The sequence below is a fragment of the Streptomyces odonnellii genome (genome assembly GCF_000981895.1).
In the GTDB taxonomy this organism is placed as follows: domain Bacteria; phylum Actinomycetota; class Actinomycetes; order Streptomycetales; family Streptomycetaceae; genus Streptomyces; species Streptomyces odonnellii.
The window spans coordinates 1-19,691 of the sequence record NZ_LATD01000295.1 but is presented as its reverse complement, the minus strand read 5'-3'; the positions used below and the strand labels follow the sequence as shown (position 1 = coordinate 19,691).

Annotated in this window: 15 protein-coding genes; 7 read left to right on the top strand and 8 right to left on the bottom strand. The window is 71.9% G+C overall.

Annotation, left to right across the window (positions count from 1 at the left end; translation table 11 throughout):
• The 5 genes from infB to WH07_RS25530 all read left to right on the top strand — a co-directional run.
• Nucleotides 1-2,681: translation initiation factor IF-2 (gene infB, locus WH07_RS25550; RefSeq protein ID WP_079023558.1), on the top strand; the 2,681-nt coding region annotated here is incomplete at its 5' end.
• 144 nt (nt 2,682-2,825) lie between these two features.
• On the top strand, nt 2,826-3,119 hold the full coding sequence (locus tag WH07_RS25545) for a DUF503 domain-containing protein (RefSeq protein ID WP_046504590.1): 294 nt from the start codon (nt 2,826-2,828) through the stop codon (nt 3,117-3,119).
• An 86-nt stretch (nt 3,120-3,205) separates the two neighbouring features.
• The gene (gene rbfA / locus WH07_RS25540) at nt 3,206-3,703 is read left to right on the top strand and encodes a 30S ribosome-binding factor RbfA (RefSeq protein ID WP_046504586.1); all 498 of its coding nucleotides are present in this window, start codon (nt 3,206-3,208) and stop codon (nt 3,701-3,703) included.
• A complete protein-coding gene (gene truB, locus WH07_RS25535; RefSeq protein ID WP_046504583.1) occupies nt 3,700-4,599 on the top strand; it encodes a tRNA pseudouridine(55) synthase TruB in 900 nt (299 codons plus the stop codon). The genes rbfA and truB overlap by 4 nt, the downstream gene beginning before the upstream one ends.
• 291 nt (nt 4,600-4,890) lie before the next feature.
• Nucleotides 4,891-5,844, top strand: coding sequence for a bifunctional riboflavin kinase/FAD synthetase (locus WH07_RS25530; RefSeq protein ID WP_079023557.1), 954 nt, complete (start codon nt 4,891-4,893; stop codon nt 5,842-5,844).
• A 21-nt stretch (nt 5,845-5,865) separates the two neighbouring features.
• Here the strand turns inward: WH07_RS25530 and WH07_RS25525 are convergent, their stop codons facing one another.
• The 8 genes from WH07_RS25525 to eccE all read right to left on the bottom strand — a co-directional run bounded on the left by WH07_RS25525 (nt 5,866) and on the right by eccE (nt 17,733).
• Nucleotides 5,866-6,864, bottom strand: coding sequence for an ABC transporter ATP-binding protein (locus WH07_RS25525; RefSeq protein ID WP_046504582.1), 999 nt, complete (start codon nt 6,862-6,864; stop codon nt 5,866-5,868).
• 91 nt (nt 6,865-6,955) lie between these two features.
• A complete protein-coding gene (locus WH07_RS25520) occupies nt 6,956-7,999 on the bottom strand; it encodes an ABC transporter ATP-binding protein (RefSeq protein WP_079023556.1) in 1,044 nt (347 codons plus the stop codon).
• Nucleotides 7,996-8,964, bottom strand: coding sequence for an ABC transporter permease (locus tag WH07_RS25515; protein ID WP_046504580.1), 969 nt, complete (start codon nt 8,962-8,964; stop codon nt 7,996-7,998). The genes WH07_RS25520 and WH07_RS25515 overlap by 4 nt, the downstream gene beginning before the upstream one ends.
• A complete protein-coding gene (locus tag WH07_RS25510; protein ID WP_046504578.1) occupies nt 8,961-10,043 on the bottom strand; it encodes an ABC transporter permease in 1,083 nt (360 codons plus the stop codon). The genes WH07_RS25515 and WH07_RS25510 overlap by 4 nt, the downstream gene beginning before the upstream one ends.
• Before the next feature lie 3 nt (nt 10,044-10,046).
• Complete coding sequence (locus WH07_RS25505; RefSeq protein ID WP_079023555.1) at nt 10,047-11,924, bottom strand: ABC transporter substrate-binding protein; 1,878 nt, start codon at nt 11,922-11,924, stop codon at nt 10,047-10,049.
• Between the two features lie 215 nt (nt 11,925-12,139).
• The gene (locus tag WH07_RS25500) at nt 12,140-15,364 is read right to left on the bottom strand and encodes an SCO5717 family growth-regulating ATPase (RefSeq protein WP_046504575.1); all 3,225 of its coding nucleotides are present in this window, start codon (nt 15,362-15,364) and stop codon (nt 12,140-12,142) included.
• A 327-nt stretch (nt 15,365-15,691) separates the two neighbouring features.
• Nucleotides 15,692-16,450, bottom strand: coding sequence for a hypothetical protein (locus WH07_RS25495; RefSeq protein WP_198533889.1), 759 nt, complete (start codon nt 16,448-16,450; stop codon nt 15,692-15,694).
• Nucleotides 16,450-17,733: a type VII secretion protein EccE gene (gene eccE / locus WH07_RS25490; RefSeq protein ID WP_046504573.1), complete on the bottom strand. Its 1,284-nt coding sequence runs from the start codon at nt 17,731-17,733 to the stop codon at nt 16,450-16,452. The genes WH07_RS25495 and eccE overlap by 1 nt, the downstream gene beginning before the upstream one ends.
• Before the next feature lie 199 nt (nt 17,734-17,932).
• Between eccE and eccB the strand changes: the two genes are divergently transcribed.
• Together eccB and WH07_RS41360 are read left to right on the top strand one after the other, a co-directional pair.
• Nucleotides 17,933-19,495 carry a type VII secretion protein EccB gene (gene eccB, locus WH07_RS25485; protein ID WP_046504570.1) on the top strand — a complete coding sequence of 521 codons (1,563 nt, stop codon included), beginning with the start codon at nt 17,933-17,935 and terminating at the stop codon, nt 19,493-19,495.
• A gap of 14 nt (nt 19,496-19,509) precedes the next feature.
• Nucleotides 19,510-19,691, top strand: a 182-nt coding sequence (locus tag WH07_RS41360; RefSeq protein WP_046504567.1) for a hypothetical protein, incomplete at its 3' end; no start/stop codon positions are given.

The window sequence follows — 19,691 nt, the reverse complement described above, 5'->3', positions numbered from 1 at the left end:
GTCCCCGGCCCGGTGCCACCCCCGGCCCGCGTCCGTCCGCCCGCCCCTCGGGCGGCCACGGCGACCAGCGCCAGGGTGACCGTGACCAGCGTCAGGGCGGCGATCGCGACCAGCGCCAGGGCGGCCGCTCCGGCGGACCGCGCCCCGGCCAGGCCCCGCGTCCCGGTGCCCGTCCGGCCGGACCGCGTCCCGGCAACAACCCCTTCACCTCCGGCGGTTCCACCGGTATGGCGCGCCCGCAGGCGCCCCGTCCCGGCGGCGCCCCGCGTCCCGGCGGCCCCGGTGCCCCCGGCGGTCCGCGTCCGCAGGGCTCCGGCCAGGGCGGTCCCCGTCCGCAGGGCGGTCCCGGCGGACAGTCCGGACGTCCCACCCCCGGCGGCATGCCGCGTCCGCAGGCCCCCCGCGCGGCGGGCGGTCCCGGCGGCGGCCCCGGTGGCAACCGTCCGAACCCGGGCATGATGCCCCAGCGTCCCGCGGCGGGTCCGCGTCCCGGCGGCGGCCCCGGCGGTGGCCGTGGCCCCGGCGGCGCGGGCCGTCCCGGCGGCGGTGGCGGCGGTCGTCCCGGTGGTGGCGGCGGCTTCGCCGGCCGTCCCGGCGGTGGCGGTGGCGGCGGTGGCTTCGCCGGCCGTCCCGGTGGCGGCGGTGGGGGTGGCGCCCCGGGCCGTCCCGGTGGTGGCGGCGGCTTCGGCGGCGGTGGCGGCGGTGGCCGTCCCGGCTTCGGCGGCCGTCCCGGCGGTCCCGGTGGCCGTGGTGGCACACAGGGCGCGTTCGGCCGTCCCGGCGGGCCCGCCCGTCGTGGCCGCAAGTCGAAGCGGCAGAGGCGCCAGGAGTACGAGGCCATGCAGGCCCCGTCGGTCGGCGGTGTGATGCTGCCCCGCGGCAACGGACAGACCGTCCGCCTGTCGCGCGGTGCCTCCCTCACCGACTTCGCGGAGAAGATCAACGCCAACCCGGCGTCGCTCGTCGCCGTGATGATGAACCTCGGCGAGATGGTCACCGCGACCCAGTCCGTGTCCGACGAAACCCTCCAGTTGCTCGCCGACGAGATGAACTACGTCGTCGAGATCGTCAGCCCGGAGGAGGAGGACCGCGAGCTGCTCGAGTCCTTCGACATCGAGTTCGGCGAGGACGAGGGCGGCGAGGAACTCCTCGTGTCCCGGCCGCCGGTCGTGACCGTCATGGGTCACGTCGACCACGGTAAGACCAGGCTGCTGGACGCGATCCGCAAGACCAATGTCGTCGCGGGCGAGGCCGGCGGTATCACCCAGCACATCGGTGCGTACCAGGTCGCCACCGACGTCAACGGTGAAGAGCGCAGGATCACCTTCATCGACACCCCGGGCCACGAGGCGTTCACCGCCATGCGTGCCCGTGGTGCCAAGTCCACCGACATCGCGATCCTGGTGGTCGCGGCCAACGACGGTGTGATGCCGCAGACGATCGAGGCGCTCAACCACGCCAAGGCGGCCGACGTGCCGATCGTGGTCGCGGTCAACAAGATCGATGTCGAGGGCGCCGACCCGACCAAGGTGCGCGGTCAGCTCACCGAGTTCGGTCTGGTGGCCGAGGAGTACGGCGGCGACACCATGTTCGTCGACATCTCCGCCAAGCAGGGCCTGCACATCGACAGCCTGCTGGAGGCCGTGGTCCTGACCGCGGACGCCTCGCTCGACCTGCGGGCCAACCCGGAGCAGGACGCGCAGGGTATCGCGATCGAGGCCCACCTCGACCGCGGCCGCGGCGCCGTCGCCACCGTGCTCGTCCAGCGCGGCACGCTCCGCGTCGGTGACACGATGGTCGCCGGCGACGCGTACGGCCGTGTGCGGGCCATGCTCGACGACAACGGCAACAACGTGTACGAGGCGACCCCCTCGACGCCCGTCCTGGTCCTGGGGCTCACCAATGTCCCCGGTGCCGGTGACAACTTCCTGGTGGTCGACGAGGACCGTACGGCCCGGCAGATCGCCGAGAAGCGTGCCGCCCGCGAGCGGAACGCGGCCTTCGCCCGCAGGGGCGTCCGGTTCTCCCTGGAGAATCTGGACGAGGCCCTCAAGGCCGGTCTGGTGCAGGAACTCAACCTCATCATCAAGGGCGACGCGTCCGGTTCGGTCGAGGCCCTGGAGTCCTCTCTGCTCCAGCTCGACGTCGGCGAAGAGGTGGACATCCGGGTCCTGCACCGCGGTGTGGGTGCGGTCACCGAGTCGGACATCGACCTGGCCATGGGCTCCGACGCCATCGTGATCGGCTTCAACGTGCGCGCCGCAGGGCGTGCCGCGCAGATGGCCGAGCGCGAGGGCGTGGACGTCCGGTACTACTCGGTCATCTACCAGGCGATCGAGGAGATCGAGTCCGCCCTCAAGGGCATGCTCAAGCCGGAGTACGAAGAGGTCGAGCTGGGTACGGCGGAGATCCGCGAGGTCTTCCGCTCGTCCAAGCTGGGCAATATCGCGGGTGTGCTCATCCGCTCCGGCGAGGTCAGGCGGAACACGAAGGCCCGGCTCATCCGCGACGGCAAGGTCATCGCGGAGGACCTCAACATCCAGGGTCTGCGCCGCTTCAAGGACGATGTCACCGAGATCCGCGAAGGCTTCGAGGGCGGTATCAACCTCGGGAACTTCAACGACATCAAGATCGACGACGTCATCGCCACCTACGAGATGCGCGAGAAGCCGCGCGGCTGACGCACGGGCTGACCGCTCCGGTCGGGGCCGGTCGACGGGACGAATTTCCGTCGATCGGCCCCGGCCGTTGCGTGTACGGTTCTTGTGCCCCTGCCAAGCGCTGGCAGGGCACCGAACCCGTACCGGCGGGACATCCGGACGTGCATGTATGTGGGGACGCTGTCCTTCGATCTGCTCCTCGGCGACGTACGGTCGTTGAAGGAGAAACGCTCCGTCGTCCGGCCGATCGTCGCCGATCTCCAGCGGAAGTTCACGGTGAGCGCGGCGGAGACCGGCGCTCAGGAGCTCTACCGCAGGGCCGAGATCGGACTGGCGGTGGTCTCCGGGGACTGGGGCCACATCACGGAGGTGCTCGACCGGTGCGAGCGGATGGTCGCAGGCCGTCCCGAGGTGGAGCTGCTGTCGGTACGACGGCGGCTGTACGGCGACGAGGACTGAGACCCGGCTCGCACCACCGGACGAAGACCGACCAATAGCAGAACCAGTAGCAGACAAGAAAACCCAGAAGGAAGAGTGACGGACCGGTGACCGACAACGCGCGGGCCCGCAAGCTGGCCGATCGCATCCAGGTCGTGGTCGCGGAGACCCTGGACCGGCGTATCAAGGACCCGCGACTGGGGTTCGTGACCATCACGGACGCCCGCGTCACGGGCGACCTGCGGGAGGCCACGGTCTTCTACACGGTCTACGGCGACGACGAGGAGCGCGCGGCCTCCGCGGCGGCCCTGGAGAGCGCCAAGGGCGTCCTCCGCTCCGAGGTGGGCCGCCAGACCGGCGTCCGCTTCACCCCGACGCTGGCGTTCGTCCCGGACGCCCTGCCGGACAACGCCCGTACCATCGAGGACCTCCTCGACCGGGCGCGCGCCAAGGACGCCGAGGTACGGGAGGTGTCCACCGGCAAGACCTACGCGGCCGGCGCCGACCCGTACCGCAAGGCCGACTCGGACGAAGAGAGCACGGGCGACGCGGACGGCACCGAGGGCGCGGGCGGCCGTGGCACGGACGGTGCCGCCGCGGAATGACTCAGCAGAACAGCACGCCCGACGGCCTGGTCATCGTGGACAAGCCGTCGGGCTTCACTTCGCACGACGTCGTCGCCAAGATGCGCGGCATCGCCAGGACCCGGCGCGTCGGCCACGCGGGCACGCTCGATCCGATGGCGACGGGCGTTCTCGTCCTCGGTGTGGAACGGGCCACCAAACTCCTCGGGCATCTCGCGCTGACCGAGAAGGAGTACCTCGGCACGATCCGGCTGGGGCAGAACACCGTCACCGACGACGCGGAGGGCGAGATCACCTCGTCCGCCGACGCGTCCCTGCTCGCGCGCGAGGCCATCGACAGCGGGATCGCGGCGCTGACCGGTGCGATCATGCAGGTGCCGTCCAAGGTCAGCGCGATCAAGATCGACGGCAAGCGGTCGTACGCGCGGGTGCGCGGCGGCGAGGAGTTCGAGATCCCGGCCAGACCGGTGACCGTCTCGTCGTTCCGGCTGTACGACGTACGCGAGGCCGTCGCCGAGGACGGCACCCCGGTCCTCGATCTGGTCGTCTCCGTCGTCTGCTCCTCCGGTACGTACATCCGCGCCCTGGCCCGTGACCTCGGCGCCGGGCTCGGGGTCGGCGGGCATCTCACCGCGCTGCGCAGGACCCGGGTGGGCCCGTACGCGCTGGACTCGGCGAGGACGCTGGACCAGCTCCAGAAGGAGCTGACGGTCATGCCTGTCGCGGAGGCCGCCGCGGCGGCGTTCCCGCGCTGGGACGTGGACGAGAAGCGGGCCGGGCTGCTGCTCAACGGCGTACGGCTGGACATGCCGGCGTTCGCGTCGGCGCCGGTCGCCGCGTTCGGGCCCGGAGGGCGTTTTCTGGCGCTGGTCGAGGAGCAGCACGGCAAGGCGAAGAGCCTCGCGGTCTTCGGCTGAGGCCAGCCTGAGGCCCACCGTGGAACGCCTGATGCCCACCGTGGAGCCGGGCAGGCGCACCTGCCCGGCTCCACGGCCCCCCTCCGGAAGGGATCTGTCCATTCCGCGCCCGCGATTCACCCCTTCGGGCAGGCGCTCGGAGGGGTACAGGGTGCACTCAGGGGGCGCGTTCGCGCCGGAAAGCCTTCCGGGAGCCCGGTGGCCGATGCGGGTCACGGCTGCTGGGCATGGCAGTCTTAGCATTGCGTGACGGGAAACGACGTACATGGGTTCGGGCGAGGAGCGGTCTCAGTGCAGCGCTGGCGTGGCTTGGAGGACATCCCCCAGGACTGGGGGCGCAGCGTCGTCACCATCGGCTCCTACGACGGGGTCCACCGCGGACACCAGCTCATCATCAAACGCGCGGTGGAGCGGGCCGGGGAGCTGGGGGTGCCGTCGGTCGTCGTGACCTTCGACCCGCACCCCAGCGAGGTCGTACGGCCCGGCAGCCACCCGCCGCTGCTCGCCCCCCACCACCGGCGCGCCGAGCTGATGGCGGAGCTGGGTGTGGACGCGCTGCTGATCCTGCCGTTCACCGTGGAGTTCTCGAAGCTGTCGCCCGGCGACTTCATCGTGAAGGTCCTGGTCGACAAGCTGCACGCGCGCGCGGTGATCGAGGGCCCCAACTTCCGCTTCGGCCACAGGGCGGCCGGCAATGTTGGCGTCCTGGCCGATCTGGGGGCGACCTACGACTACGAGGTCGAGGTCATCGATCTGCGGGTGACCGGCGAGGCGGGCGGCGGCGAGCCCTTCTCGTCCACCCTCACCCGTCGGCTGGTCGCCGAGGGCGATGTCGCGGGCGCCGCCGAGATCCTCGGCAGGCCGCACCGTGTCGAGGGCGTGGTGGTGCGCGGCGCGCAGCGCGGCCGGGAGCTGGGCTACCCGACGGCCAATGTGGAGACTCTGCCGCACACCGCGATCCCGGCCGACGGGGTGTACGCGGGCTGGCTCACGGCGGACGGCGAGCGCATGCCTGCGGCGATCTCGGTCGGTACGAACCCGCAGTTCGAGGGGACGGAGCGGACGGTCGAGGCGTACGCCATCGACCGGATCGGGCTCGATCTGTACGGCCTCCATGTGACCGTCGACTTCCTCTCGTACGTCCGGGGGCAGCGCAAGTTCGAGTCGATCGAGGCGCTGCTGGAGGCGATCGCCGACGACGTCAAGCGCTCACGGGTGCTGACGGAGGAGTACGACGCACGGTAGGAGCGGCGCCGCTCCGCGCTTTCATCCGGCCGTCGCCCAGTGGCAGGCCACCTGGGTGGCGGCGCCGCCCGTCAGCACCGGCGGCGAGTCCGTACGGCACCGCTCGTCGACCCCCGCCCGTGCCGCCTCGCCCGAGGCCAGCACCTGGCAGCGGGCATGGAACCGGCAGCCGTCCGGAATCCTCGACGGATCCGGCGGCTCGCCCATGAGGACGACCGGTTCCTCTCCGGACTCGGGCAGTACGGACAACAGCGCCCGGGTGTAAGGGTGCTGGGGCGCCGTCAGCACCTCCTCCACCGGACCCGTCTCCACGATCCGTCCGAGATACATCACCGCCACCCGGTCCGCGATGTTCCAGGCCAGACCCAAATCGTGGGTCACCACCAGTGCCGACAGGCCGAGTTCGTCCCGCAGTGACAGCAGCAGCGCCAGGATCTCGCCCCGTACGGACGCGTCCAGCGACGCCACCGGCTCGTCGGCGACGATGAGTTCGGGCTCCAGGACGAGCGCGCCCGCGATGACCACCCGCTGCCGCTGGCCCCCGGACAGCTCGTGCGGATAGCGCGCGAAGTACCGCTCCGGAGGGCGCAGCCCGGCCCGGGAGAGGGCCTCCGCGACGGCGGCGCGCTCATCGCCCGGGTGGGCGTGAATGCGGAGGCCCTCGGCGACCGCGTCGTACACCGTATGGCGTGGATTGAGCGAGCCGCTGGGGTCCTGGAGGACGAGCTGGACGCGCTTGCGGTACGCCTTGAGGGCACGGGCACCGTACCCCAGCGGCTCTCTGGCGAAGGTGACCCGGCCCCGCGTGGGCGGTACGAGCCCGAGCAGCGCCCGCGCCAGGGTGGTCTTGCCGCAGCCGGACTCGCCGACCAGGGCGACGATCTCCCCGGTACCGATGTCGAGATCGACACCGTCGACGGCCCGGGCCGACGCCGCTCCGCGCCGCCCGGGGAAGGTGACCTTCAGCTCGGCGGCCGACAGCAGGGGGACGGGGCCGGCGGGAGGCGTGGTCGTCGTCAAGGGTGGCTCCTGGAAGGTGGCCGGGCATTGTCATGAGGCTTGCGGGACGTGCCGGGTGCTACGAGGCTTTACGGTGCGCGGGAGCCGGACCTCACCGCGGCTGCTCCCCGGCGGGCACCGCCGCGCCCACCCGTACACACGCCGCGCTCCGGCCGGGCCCCGCCTCCCGCAGCGGCTGGTCCTCCCGCTCACAGACATCCAGCGCGACCGGGCAGCGCGGATGGAACGTACAGCCGGACGGCAGCGCCGCGGGGTCCGGCGGATCGCCCGGCAGCCCACGCGGCGCGCGCCGCGACGCGGGATCCCCGATCCGGGGGAAGGCGGCGGAGAGCGCCCGGCCGTACGGATGCTCCGCCGCGTCATAGACCGCCCGCGCCGGGCCCTCCTCGACGATCCGGCCCGCGTACATCACGGCCAGCCGGTCACAGGTGTCCGCGAGCACCGCCAGATCGTGGCTGATCATCAGCAGCCCGATGTCCTGCTCCGCGACCAGCCGTTCGATCAGCCGCAGGATCTGCGCCTGGATCATCACATCCAGTGCGGTCGTCGGCTCGTCCGCGACGATCAGCCGCGGATCGCAGGCCAGCGCCATCGCGATCATCACACGCTGGCGCTGGCCGCCGGAGAGCTCATGCGGATAGGCGTCCGCGCGGGCGGCCGGAAGACCGACCTGTTCCAGCAGCTCGGCGGCCCGGGCTCGGCCGGCCGCCGGAGTGGCACGCCGGTGCAGCAGGACCGGCTCGGCGATCTGGTCCCCGATCCGGTGCACCGCGTTCAGCGAGTGCATCGCGCCCTGGAAGACGATCGACGCTCCCGCCCACCGTACGGCCCGCAGTCGGCCCCACTTCATGGTGAGGACGTCCTCGCCGTCGAGCAGGATCTCGCCGGACAGCCTCGCCGAGGACGGCAGCAGCCGCAGCAGCGCCAGCGCCAGGGTGGACTTGCCGCACCCCGACTCACCGGCGATGCCGAGCTTCTGCCCCGGCCCGACGGCCAGGTCCACACCCCGTACGGCGGGCACGGCCGAGGCCCCCGAGCCGTACGTCACCCTCAGGTCCCTGATCTCCAGCAGACCCGGCGCGCCACGCGCACCGGCCGCTTCGACCACGCCGCTCGCTCTTGGCGCCCTTTTCATCGGGGTACCGCCAGCTTCGGGTTGAGTACGGTCTCGATCGCCCGGCCGCAGAGCGTGAACGCCAGCGCGACGAACGCGATCGCCAGTCCGGGAGGCGCCAGATACCACCAGTGCCCGGACGAGACCGCGCCCGCCTCCCGCGCGTCCTGGAGCATTCCGCCCCAGGAGACGATGGTCGGATCGCCGAGCCCGAGGAAGGCGAGTGTCGCCTCCGTCAGGATCGCGCTGGAGATACCGAGCGTGGTCTGCGCCAGCACCAGCGGCATCACATTGGGCAGCACATGGCGCGTCATGATGTGGCCATGGCCGCCGCCCAGCGCCCGGGCGCGCTCGATGTACGGCCGTGACTCGACCGCGATGGTCTGCGCCCGCACCAGCCGCGCCGTCGTCGGCCAGCTTGTGACCCCGATCGCCACGATCACCGTCCAGACCGACCGGGACATGACCGTGGCCAGCACGATCGCCAGCACCAGCGTGGGCATCACCAGGAACCAGTCGGTGATCCGCATGGTCACCGTGGCCGGCCAGCCGCCGAAGTGCCCGGCCATGACTCCGACGAGCGTACCGATGGCCACCGACAACGCGGCGGCCAGCAGCCCCACGGTCAGGGAGATCCTGGCGCCCCAGATCAGCAGCCCCAGCAGCGGCCGTCCGAACTGGTCCGTACCGAGCAGGAATTGACCGCTCGGCGCTTCAAGCGCCTTGCCCGGCGCCCGCGTCACGCTCTGCACGTCGCCGCCCACGAGCAGCGGCGCTGCCAGCGCCGTCAGCGCGACGAGCGCCAGCCCGGCAAGTCCGAAGAGCCCGGCGCGGTGCGTACGGTACTGCCGCCAGAACCGGATCAATGACGCGCGCCTGCGGGCCCGTACGATCGAAGCCGCCGAGGGCACCGCGGACCGGGGCGAAGGCACCGGTCCGTCCGGCAGCGGCGACGGAGTCGGCGTCGAAGGGTCTGCGGAGGTCATCGGCCCACCCGGGGATCGAGCAGCGGATAGAGCAGGTCGGCCAGCAGGTTCATCACGATCATCGCGCCGGCGAAGACCAGGAACAGCCCCTGCACGAGCGGCAGATCGGGCACGCTCAGCCCCTGGTAGAACAGCCCGCCGAGCCCCGGCCAGGAGAACACCGTCTCCACCAGGATCGAACCGCCCGCCACATGGCCCAGATTGATGAACACCATGGTGACGGTCGGCAGCAGCGCGTTGGGCACCGCGTGCCGGCGCCGTACGGACGCGTCCCGCAGCCCCTTCGCCCGCGCCGTCGTCAGATAGTCGCCGCCCATCTCGTCCAGCAGCGAGGAGCGCATCACCAGCAGCGTCTGCGCGTACCCCACCGCGACCAGCGTCAGCACCGGCAGCACAAGATGGTGTGCCACATCGAGGATCCGTGCGAATCCCGTCGTGTCGCCCGACTCCATACCGCCGGTGGGGAACAGGCCCGGGACGGGCCCGATGCCGACCGAGAAGACGATGATCAGCAGCAGACCGAGCCAGAAGGACGGCACCGACCAGAGCGTCAGCGCCACACCCGTGTTGAGCCGGTCGCCGAGACCGCCGTTGCGCCAGGCGGAGCGGGTGCCGAGCCAGAGGCCGAGCGCCGAGTAGATCACCACGGCGACCCCGGTGAGCAGCAGGGTCGCGGGCAGCTTCGTCATGATCAGCTCGCCGACCGGGGCGTGGAACTGGTACGAGGTGCCCAGATCACCGGTGAGCGCCTTGGCGCAGTAGTCGGTGAACTGCTGCCACAGCGGCAGATCCAGCCCGAACTGCTTGCGCAGTGCGGCCAGTTGGGCCGCGGAGGTCGGAGCGCCATGGGTCATGGTGCTGACCGGGTCGCCCGGGATGATCCGGAACAGGAAGAAGCTGGTGACCAGGACGGCGAGCAGCGAGACGGCCGCGCCGCCGAGCCTGCCCGCCACATACAGCGGATACGCGGTTCTCGTACCGGGACCGGGGTCCGCGCGGTCCGCAGAGCGGGACGGCCCGGTCTTCACCGGGCCGCCGGCCGCGTCCCGCACCGCCCCTGGGGTGCTTGCGGTGCTCATGCGCTATTCACGGTCTTCCGCGGTGGAACGGCGCCGCATCGCGACGAAGAGCCCGAGCGCGGCGGCGGCCACCACCGCGGCTCCGATCCCGATCACCACACCGGCCGAGGAGGAGGAACCGCCGGACCCGCCGCCGTCACCGGCCGGGACCGCGGACCACCAGCTCCAGTAGCCGTCCTGGCCCCAGAGATTGCCGGCGGCCTCCGGCATCGTCGTGATCGACTTGATCTGGTCGGTACGGTACGCCTCGACCGCGTTCGGATACGCCATGACATTCATGTACCCGGTGTCGTACAGCCTCGACTCCATCCGCTTGACCAGCTCCGCGCGTTTCGCCGTGTCGTACTCCACGGCCTGCTGGGCGTAGAGGCCGTCGTACTCCTTGTCGCAGATGAAGTTGTCGGTGGCGCCGGTGTCCTTGGGGGTGGCGGGGAGCGCGTCGCACGTATGGATGGAGAGGACATAGTCCGGATCGGGGTTGACGGACCAGCCGTCGAAGGCCAGATCGTAGTCGCCCGCGAGCCAGGGGTCCGAGACATTGTCGAGGCACTCGACCTTCAGCCCGATGCCGAGCCGGCCCCACCACTCCTGGAGGTACTTGCCGATGGCCTTGTCGTTCGGGTCGGTGGCGTGGCAGAGGATACGGAAGTCCAGCGGCCTGCCGTCCTTCCCCACCCGCTTGCCGCCGCCTGTCTTCCGGTAGCCGGCCGCGTCGAGCGTACGGGCCGCCGCGGCCGGGTCGTACGCGATCCGCTGGCTCTCCGAGGGCTGCCAGAAGTACGCGCCGAAGCGCGGCGGGATGTAGCCCTGGCCCTCGACGGCATGGCCCTGGAAGACCCTGTCGACGATGGCCTTGCGGTCGACGGCCTGGAAGAGGGCCTTACGTACCGCCGGATCGAGCAGTGCCGGATGGCCGTTTCCGAAGGTGGCGCCGTCCTTCGACCTGGCGCCGGGGTTGGTGACGAGCGCGTAGAACCGGCGGCCCGGTGCGTCATTGACCTTGATGTTGTCCGCCGACTTCAGCGCGGCGGCCTGGGCCGGGGTGAGACCGGAGGTGAAGGAGACCTCGCCCTTCTGGAGCGCCGCGACGGCCGCGTCCCCGTCCTTGTAATACTTGAGGACCAGCTCGTCGAACTTCGGGGCGCCGCGCCAGAAGTCCTTGTTCGGCTTGAGCCTGACGTACTGGTCGACCTTGTAGTCCGTCACGATGAACGGACCGTTGCCGACGATCGGGAACTGCTTGTCGTTGTTGAATGTCGAGAAGTCGCCGACCTTCTCCCAGATGTGTTTGGGCACGATCGGCACATCGAGGGCGGTCATGGTGGCCTGGGGCTTCTTCAGCTCGATGACCAGGGTCTCCGGGTCGGGCGCGGTGACCTTCTTGAAGTTGGCCGTGAAACTGCCGTTGGCGGTGGCCGCGTTCTCGTCCGTCATCATCTTGTTGAAGGTCCAGGCGGCGTCCTCGGCGGTCGCCTGGACGCCGTCCGACCACTTCGAGTCGTCCCGGATGGTGAAGGTCCAGGTCAGCTTGGACGCGGAGGGCTGCCACGCGGTGGCGAAGCCGGGGACCGCGTGCGCGTCCTTCGGGTCGTAGTTGGTCAGGTACTCGTAGGTCAGCCGGTGGAGGGTGGTGCTGACCAGGCGCTGCGCCAGGAAAGGGCTGAGCGAGTCGACACTCTGGCTGACCGCGACGGTGAGGACCTTCTTGCCGTCGTCCGCTGCCCGCGCCTGCTGGGGCGCCGGGAGCAGCGGCTGTACGGGGAGCACGGTTCCGGCGACGAGCGCGGCGGAGGCGGCACCGGAAGCCAGGAGCAGTCGGAGACGGGGGCGTCGGCGGACGGGCTGCGGCCGCGGTGTCCGCGGCGGAAGGCTATGGACCATGGGACGGTGACCTCGTGTCATCACTCGCGCGGAGAAGCCGGGTTGACTCGGACGGCTCGGGTTGACTCTGGTTCGCCAATCGGTGAAGGGAGGTTTATCAGCGTGCGTCAGGGCGCGTCAACGGGCGCCCATACCCCGTGTGGGCTGCGGGAATGCGCCGAGGGTCCGCACCGTGACCACGGTGCGGACCCTCATTGGTCTCTACCTCTGATGCCCTACTGCTGAGGCGCTGGCGGAGGTTGCGGGGGCTGCTGCCCGGGCCATCCGCCGGGCGGTACCGGACCCTGGAGGTCGGTCGCGTCCTGGGGCGGCTGGGGCTGCTGTCCGTACGGTCCGGGCTGGGCCTGCTGTGCCTGCTGCCCTGGCGGGAGCCCCGCCGGGCTTGCCGGGGACTGGGCCTGCGAGGGCGGTGACTGCTGCCAGCCCTGCTGGACCCCCGGCTGGGGGTACGGTCCCGGCTGCTGCTGGGGATACCCGTACTGCGGAGGCTGCTGCTGCGGGTGGCCGGGCTGGGGCTGCTGCTGTCCCGGCTGGGGGTACTGCTGCGGGTACGGCTGGGGCGGGTACGGCCCGCCGTGGGGCTGGTGCGGCTGTCCGTGGACCGGCTGTCCGTGCGCGGGCTGGCCGTACGGGGGCTGGACGTAAGGCGGCTGACCGTGCGTCGGCTGCCCCGGTCCCGGCATCGGCGGTACGACATGCGGCGGCGGATTGCCGTCCGCCGTCCACAGCCCCTGCGCCTGCTGGGCCCGTACGAAGTCCTCGGCGACCATCGCCGAGAGCTGGAAGTAGGCCTCGCGCGTCTTGGGGCGCATCATGTCGAGGTCCACCTCGGCACCGGCCGCGAGATGTTCGTCGAACGGCACCACGATCACCCCGCGGCAGCGGGTCTCGAAGTGCTGCACGATGTCGTCCACCTTGATCATCTTGCCGGTCTCGCGGACCCCGGAGATGACCGTGAGGGAGCGCTGCACCAGCTCCGCGTACCCGTGCGCCGACAGCCAGTCGAGCGTCGTCGACGCGCTGCTCGCGCCGTCCACGGACGGCGTCGAGATGATGATGAGCTGGTCGGCGAGGTCGAGCACACCGCGCATCGCGCTGTAGAGCAGGCCCGTGCCCGAGTCGGTGAGGATGATCGGGTACTGCTTGCCGAGGACCTCGATCGCGCGCCGGTAGTCCTCGTCGTTGAACGAGGTCGAGACGGCCGGGTCCACATCGTTGGCGATGATCTCCAGACCGGAGGGCGCCTGTGAGGTGAACCGGCGGATGTCCATATAGCTGTGCAGATACGGGATCGCCTGCACCAGATCGCGGATGGTCGCCCCGGTCTCGCGCCGGACGCGGCGGCCGAGCGTGCCGGCGTCCGGGTTGGCGTCGATCGCCAGGATCTTGTCCTGCCGCTCGGTGGCCAGTGTGGCCCCCAGAGCGGTGGTGGTGGTGGTCTTGCCGACACCGCCCTTGAGGCTGATGACCGCGATCCGGTAGCAGGAGAGCACCGGCGTACGGATCAGCTCCAGCTTGCGGCGGTATTCGGTCTCCGCGGCCTTTCCGCCGAGCCGGAAGCGCGAACCCCCGGACGGATTGCGGCTGCTCTTCGGCTTCTGCTTGTTGTTGCGGAGCAGCCGGTCGGAGGACAGCTCGACGGCGGCCGTATAGCCGAGCGGGGCGCCCGGGACGGAGCGCTCGCGGTGGTCGTGCGCGACGGGCGAGGGCCAGGCGGCACCGGCGCGGGGGTCCGCGACGGGTCCCTGGGCGCCGGGCTGCTGCTGCGGGTGCTGTGCCGCCTGGGGGTACTGCTGTTGCTGCGGGTACGGCGGCTGGGGGGCCTGCTGTGCCGGGAGATTCGGCGTGGCGGGCACGGGGAGCTGGGACTGCTGCCCGCCCTGCTGGCCTTGCTGGGGCTGCTGTTGCTGGGCTCCCGGCTGCCCGGACTGGTCCTGGTGCGGCTGGGGGAAGCCGTAACCGCCTTGCTGCGGCGGGAAGCCGTACCCCCCGGCCTGAGCGGGCGGCTGCTGCTGTGCGTACGGTCCGGGCTGCTGCCCCTGCTGGTGCGGGAAGCCGTAACCGGCCGACGGGACAGGGGAGTCGGGGCCGGACGCGGGCGGCAGCGCGGCCTGTGGCGTCGGCGCCACGGCTCCGGACCGGCCGGTCTGCCCCTGCTGGGGGAAGCCGTAACCGCTCTGTGGCTGCTGGGCCTGGGCTTGGGCCTGAGGCTGCGGCTGGGGAGGCTGCGGGGTCCAGGCGTCCGGCTGCTGTTGCTGCGGCGGGACCGGGGCCGGGACCGGGAGCTGCGGCGGCGCCGACCGGTCCACGGCCGGTGCCGGTACGGGCCACTGCGGCGCGGGTGCGGGAGTGGCCGGCTGGAAGGCGGGCGGCAGCGGCGGCAGCCCGGAGGCCTGGGGCGCGGGCGGCTGAAGGGTCCAGGGCTGTGCCGACCCGGAAGCCGGGGGCGCGTCCTGGGGCTCATCGGCCGGTACGGCGTCCTGCGGCGCGGCATCCCGGACGACGTCGGCGGGCACCGGGTCGGCGGGTTCGGCGCCGGCGGCTTCAGCGGCTTCAGCGGTGCCGGAGGTGTCCGCCCCGGCGCTGTCGGCATTGCCGTCGGAGGCATCGGCGTCGGAGGCGTCGGCCTCGGGGGTCTCGCGCTCCTCCTCGCCCGTCGCCGTCCCCGCGTCCGGAACACCCTTGGCACCCCGGTCGGTGTCAGCGTCGGCGTCGGCGTCCGCGTCATGAGCACCGTCAGCCGTGTCGGCGGTGTCGGCGCTCTCAGGGCCGCCCGTGCCGTCCGTCTCATCCGGGGCGCTCGCGGCTTCCGGCGCCGTACCGCCGTCGTCCTCATGCGTATCCGTCGTACGCGCATCCGGATCCGTGCCGACCGTGTTCGTGGCGGGCTCGGATCCCTCGGGGGCCGCCGCTGCCGCAGGAGCGCTCGCCGTCTCCGCTTCGGTGCTCTTCGGGTCCGCGTCGGCAGCGCTGTCGGCGGACTGCGGCGGCTCGCCGTTCTTCGCCGCGTCCCGCTCCTCTATCTCACGCTTGAGCGCCGCAGGGGAGAACCGCATGGTCGCCCCGCTCTCCACATCGCCCCCGCCGAACGGCTCCGGGGCCGCGGGCGGCACAGGGGAAGGCTGCGCGGGCACCGGCGCGATCGGCGCGGGTGCCGGGGCGGGCGGCGGCGCGGGCGCCCAGTTCGGCTCGAAGCCGGCCCCCGCGGGCAGCCCCGGCACCGCGACCGGCGCGCCGTCGGGCGGCGGCGGAGAGTTCGTGAACGCGGAAGCACCCGATGCGCCACCCCCGGACGAGTCCCCCGGCGTGTTCTGCGTGTACCAGGCGGGAGGGGTGTAGTCGATGGTGAACTCACCCGTCATCTCGGGATCCGCGTCGGACTGATCGTCCACGGGAGGCCGGTTCCAGCCTCCGCGGATCTCGTCCCGATCGCCGTTCACTTTGCCTCCTGGTGTGGTCGCACCCTTGTGCCGTGATGGGCGGGGCGTCCGTATCTGTGCGTCCGGTCCGCCCGGCTCTTCCTCAGGGGGGCCAACCCGCCCGCAGGTTCCCTACATCCCGCGCCCGCTCCCACCCTAATCGCCAACGGCGCGGGTACGTCAGGCCGGGACCGCCCGCCGGCGCCCGCCGCGTACGTCATGCCCCGCCGCCAAGTGAACAGCCAGGGGCGGAGCGTGAGGCCGGGGAGCGGCCAAATCCGTATATCTCCCTACGAGATCCTGGCGGAATCCCCACCGGCCGGGCGCACAGAGGCCGTTCGGCGCGTCTCAGTCCATCCGGCGCGCGCTCCCCAACAATCCGGTCTCGGCGTCCGTCGGCTGCGTCATCACGAACTGCCGGTCCCGCGCCGTGCACCAGAGAGTCACGCCGTCGGCCAGCGTCGAGAGCGCCTCCGTCTCCGCACGCGGCAGATTCATGATCCGGCCGATCTGCGCGGCCTCGTCCGGCGACACCCGCTGGACACCGACGAGCCCCGACTTCTCCATCAGCCTCGGCGCGACCGGGCTGAGATACGGCAGCAGGGTCATCACCGACTGCCAGGGCGCGGACGCCACCCGGCCGCGCGGCGGACGCATCCCGCAGTCCCGTACGACCACCACCGGACTGCCTGCCGAGGCACCCTGCGGCGGCACCCGGCCCACATCATGGAGCGTGACGCACGGCTGGCCCCCGCCCGCCGCCTGCGCGAGCGCCGTCCAGACCGGTGCGCGGCCCGTCTCGACGGCGATCCGCGCGCCGGTCGCCGCCGCGCGCAGCACCAGCACCTGAGCCGTCCAGAGGCCGCCGATCAGCGTGACGTCGTACGGCGTGGGCCGGTTGATACCGAGCACGGCCGGCCTGTTCGCCGGGTCGACCCCGATCACCATGCCGTCGTCGCCCACCGGCAGCGCCAGCGCCTCCAGTTGGTCCATGGACAGGGCATGGCGCTCACGCCGCGGACCTATCAGCCCGAAGCCGATCCGCGGCCTGGCGCCGCCCCGGCCGGGAGCCGGGGACCGCGGAGCGGTGTGTGCGGGCACGGACATCAGCGAGTACCCCCGAGCGGAAGAGTGGCGAGCATCGCGGGAAGCTGCTCGCGGTCCAGACGCACCAGCCCGGTCTTCACGCCGCGGGCCGCGCGCTCCAGTTCGTGCCGGGCGGTCACCAGCTCGTCGTCGCTGCGCCCGGTGATCCGTATGTGCCCGCTCACCGTCACCCCCTGCCGGTCACCGCGCCCCAGGGTGAGGCTGAAGGTGGTGGCCAGGGCGGGGATCGAGGTCAGCAGCGCGACAAGCTGCGGCATCGGCGCCCCGCCGCTGCCCAACTGCGGCCAGCGGCCCACCCAGTAGGTCGTGTGCCTGCGGTCGTCGCAGCGCCAGGTGCGCGACGTCTCCTTCGTCCGCAGACCGGGCGTGTCCGTACGGCCCGCCTGGGCGATGGCCAGCGGATTGGCGCAGGACGAGATGGCGATGGCCGTGGTCAGCTCCTGCTCGGTCAGCACGGTCGCGCGGAATCCCGCGCCGGTCAGCCGGCTCGCGAGCTGGTCGGCCGCCCGTACCACACACTTCTGGGCGCCGGTCAGGCCGCCGCCGCGCGCGGTCACCGCCTCGGGACACAGCTCCGGATCGAGCTTGAGCGCGATCCAGGTGATCCGGACCGCGGGCGACCCCGTCTGCGCCTGGAGCGGCGCGTAGTTGCGTGCCGCCACCGACTGTTCCGGCAGATGCGGCGCGGGCGCGGGCTGGGTGTGCTGGACGATCTGCGCGGACTCCAGCCGGATCCCGTCGACATCGAGCACGTCCCGCACCAGCGAGACGGGCAGCGGCCGGGACGAGCGGTCGGGCCGCAGCGCGGTCGCCTCCGACTCGATCTGGAGGACCGCAGTCAGGAACGTACCGTCGCCGATCATGCCGACCGGGCGGCGGTCCCGGTCGCTGTACGAATACGTACGCAGCGCCGGGTCGCACTCGACGGCCGGCGCCAGGCCCGGTTCCGTACCGGCGGGAAGCACCATCGACGCGGCCCTGCGCGTGCGCGCCCGCAGCGCGACCAGCGTCGACAGCCACTCGGGCAGCGAGCGCCGGTGCCTGCGGACGACGGCCAGCAGCACCAGCAGCGCGGCCAGCACCCCGGCCGGGACCAGCAGCAGTGCGTCGATCACCGAGGCCACCAGCAGCAGGGCGGCGGCGATTTCGATCAGCACGAGTTGTTGCATTCGGAACGGGCCGAAATGCCCGGGGCGGGCCTTCAGTCCGGGAGCCGCCGGAGCCCCGGAGGCAGCCGGGGACGGGCCCGCCGGGGCAGGCCGCGCCCGCGTCGCGGAAACCATGATGAAGAAACCCCCCGTTCGTCCCGATCACCCTGGCCGGCCAGGGCGTTGACGGCCGGATCACCCTACCCGGGCCCCGCACGCCTCCGGCCTACAAGGCATAGTAGGGGGACGGTCCGACAGTCAGGCAGGGCCCGGGGGACACGCCGACTCGCTCCGCCCCTGGGGAGGCCGCGCCTTTTTTCACCGATGGGGACTCATGGCATCACGGCGGGACGAGCTGAACGCGTACACCTTCGCGAAGAGGCGCACGGTGGCCGCATTTCTCCAACCTTCGCCCACCGGTTCGGAGGAGGGAGCCCCCAGACCGCTGCGCGCGGTGGTCCCGAGCCTGATCGTCGGCGCGCTCGTGCTGGCCGGCTTCGGCGCCTGGGGCATGTTCAAGCCGTCCGCGCCCAAGAACTGGGCGGAGCCGTACGCCAATGTGATCGTGGGCAAGGACTCGACCACCCGCTATGTGGTGCTGAAGACACCCGGCGAGGGCAAGAAGAACGAGACCCTGCTGCACCCGGTGCTCAATCTCGCCTCGGCGCGGCTGCTGCTCAACCCCCAGCAGGGCAAGGTCATACAGGTCCCCGACAAGATCCTGGACGCGGGCAGGCCACCGCGCGGCCCGGTGCTCGGCATCCCGTACGCCCCTGACCGGCTGCCCTCCGACACCGAGGCCGCGAAGCCCAAACGGTGGGCGGTCTGCGAGCAGCCGGGCGGCGGTGACGGCGCCGGTGTCCAGAAGGCCGCGTTCATCCTGGCCGACCGCGACTTCTCCAGGACCGAGGGCAGCCGCAGGCTGACCGGCGGTCAAGTGCTGTACGTCCAGGGGCAGAAGGACCGGGCGCGCTATCTGGTGGACGCGGCGGGGCGCAAGTACCTGATCCGCGAGTCGGACACAGCCGAGGTCGACACCCTCACCCGTGCGCTCGTCGGCGACCGCGCGCCGCAGTCCGTCACCGACGACTGGCTCGCCACCCTGCACAACGGCAGCTCCATCACCTTCCCCGCCATCCCGGACCCGGACACCATCGGCGACGACGCGGGCGTCGGCGGCGGGCTCAATGAGAGCCAGGACCGCGTCGGCATGGTCCTCCTCGCACAGACCGGGGCGGGCCCGCAGCACTATGTCGTTCTGCCGGGGGAGATCGTGCCGGTCACCGACTTCACCGCCTGGCTGCTGATCAGCTCCCCGCAGACCGACGTGCTGGACATGGCGGGTAAGGCGGCCACCGTGGACGCGGCGTCCATCACCCCGGAGTCCGAGTTCTTCGCCTCCGAGTACCGCTGGCCCGAGAACAGGGCCACCCAGGTCAACTCCGTGGACGGCGCGGGCGCGCGCGACACCGTGTGCAGCGTGCTGCGCAAGGTCGACGACAAGGGCGGTACGGCCCTGTCCACCTGGGCGGGCCCCTCGTACCCCGCCGACATCACCGCCGGTGGCACCAGCACCTATGTCACTCCCGGCAGCGGTCTCCTCTACACCCAGGTCCAGGGCCGGCAGACCAGCCCCGACGGGTCGCTCTTCCTGGTGACCGACACCGGACTGCGGTACGCCGTACAGGCGAACGGCGACAGCGACGCGGACCGCTCCGACATCGGCACCGGCGGCCGGGAGGAGCAGCAGGACGGCAGGCCGGAGCCCAGCCAGGCACAGATCAGGCTCGGCTACGAGAAGGTCACCCCGAGCCTCGTCCCCATCGCCTGGTCGGAGTTCCTCTCCAAGGGCCCCCGGCTCGACACCAACAGCGCGCGCCAGCCGCAGGGCTCGTGAGGGGAGCACGACAGATGCGACCCACCCCGTACCGACCGGCCTCGTCCCGCCCGGTCCCGTACCCGCCAACCTCGCACCGACCGGTCCCGTACACACGCAGGAAGGCCGCCCTGCTGACCGCCGCGATGGCCCTCACCGGCCTCGCCACGCTGCCCCCCGTCGCGTACGCCGCTGAGCCGCCCGTCGCTCCCGGCCC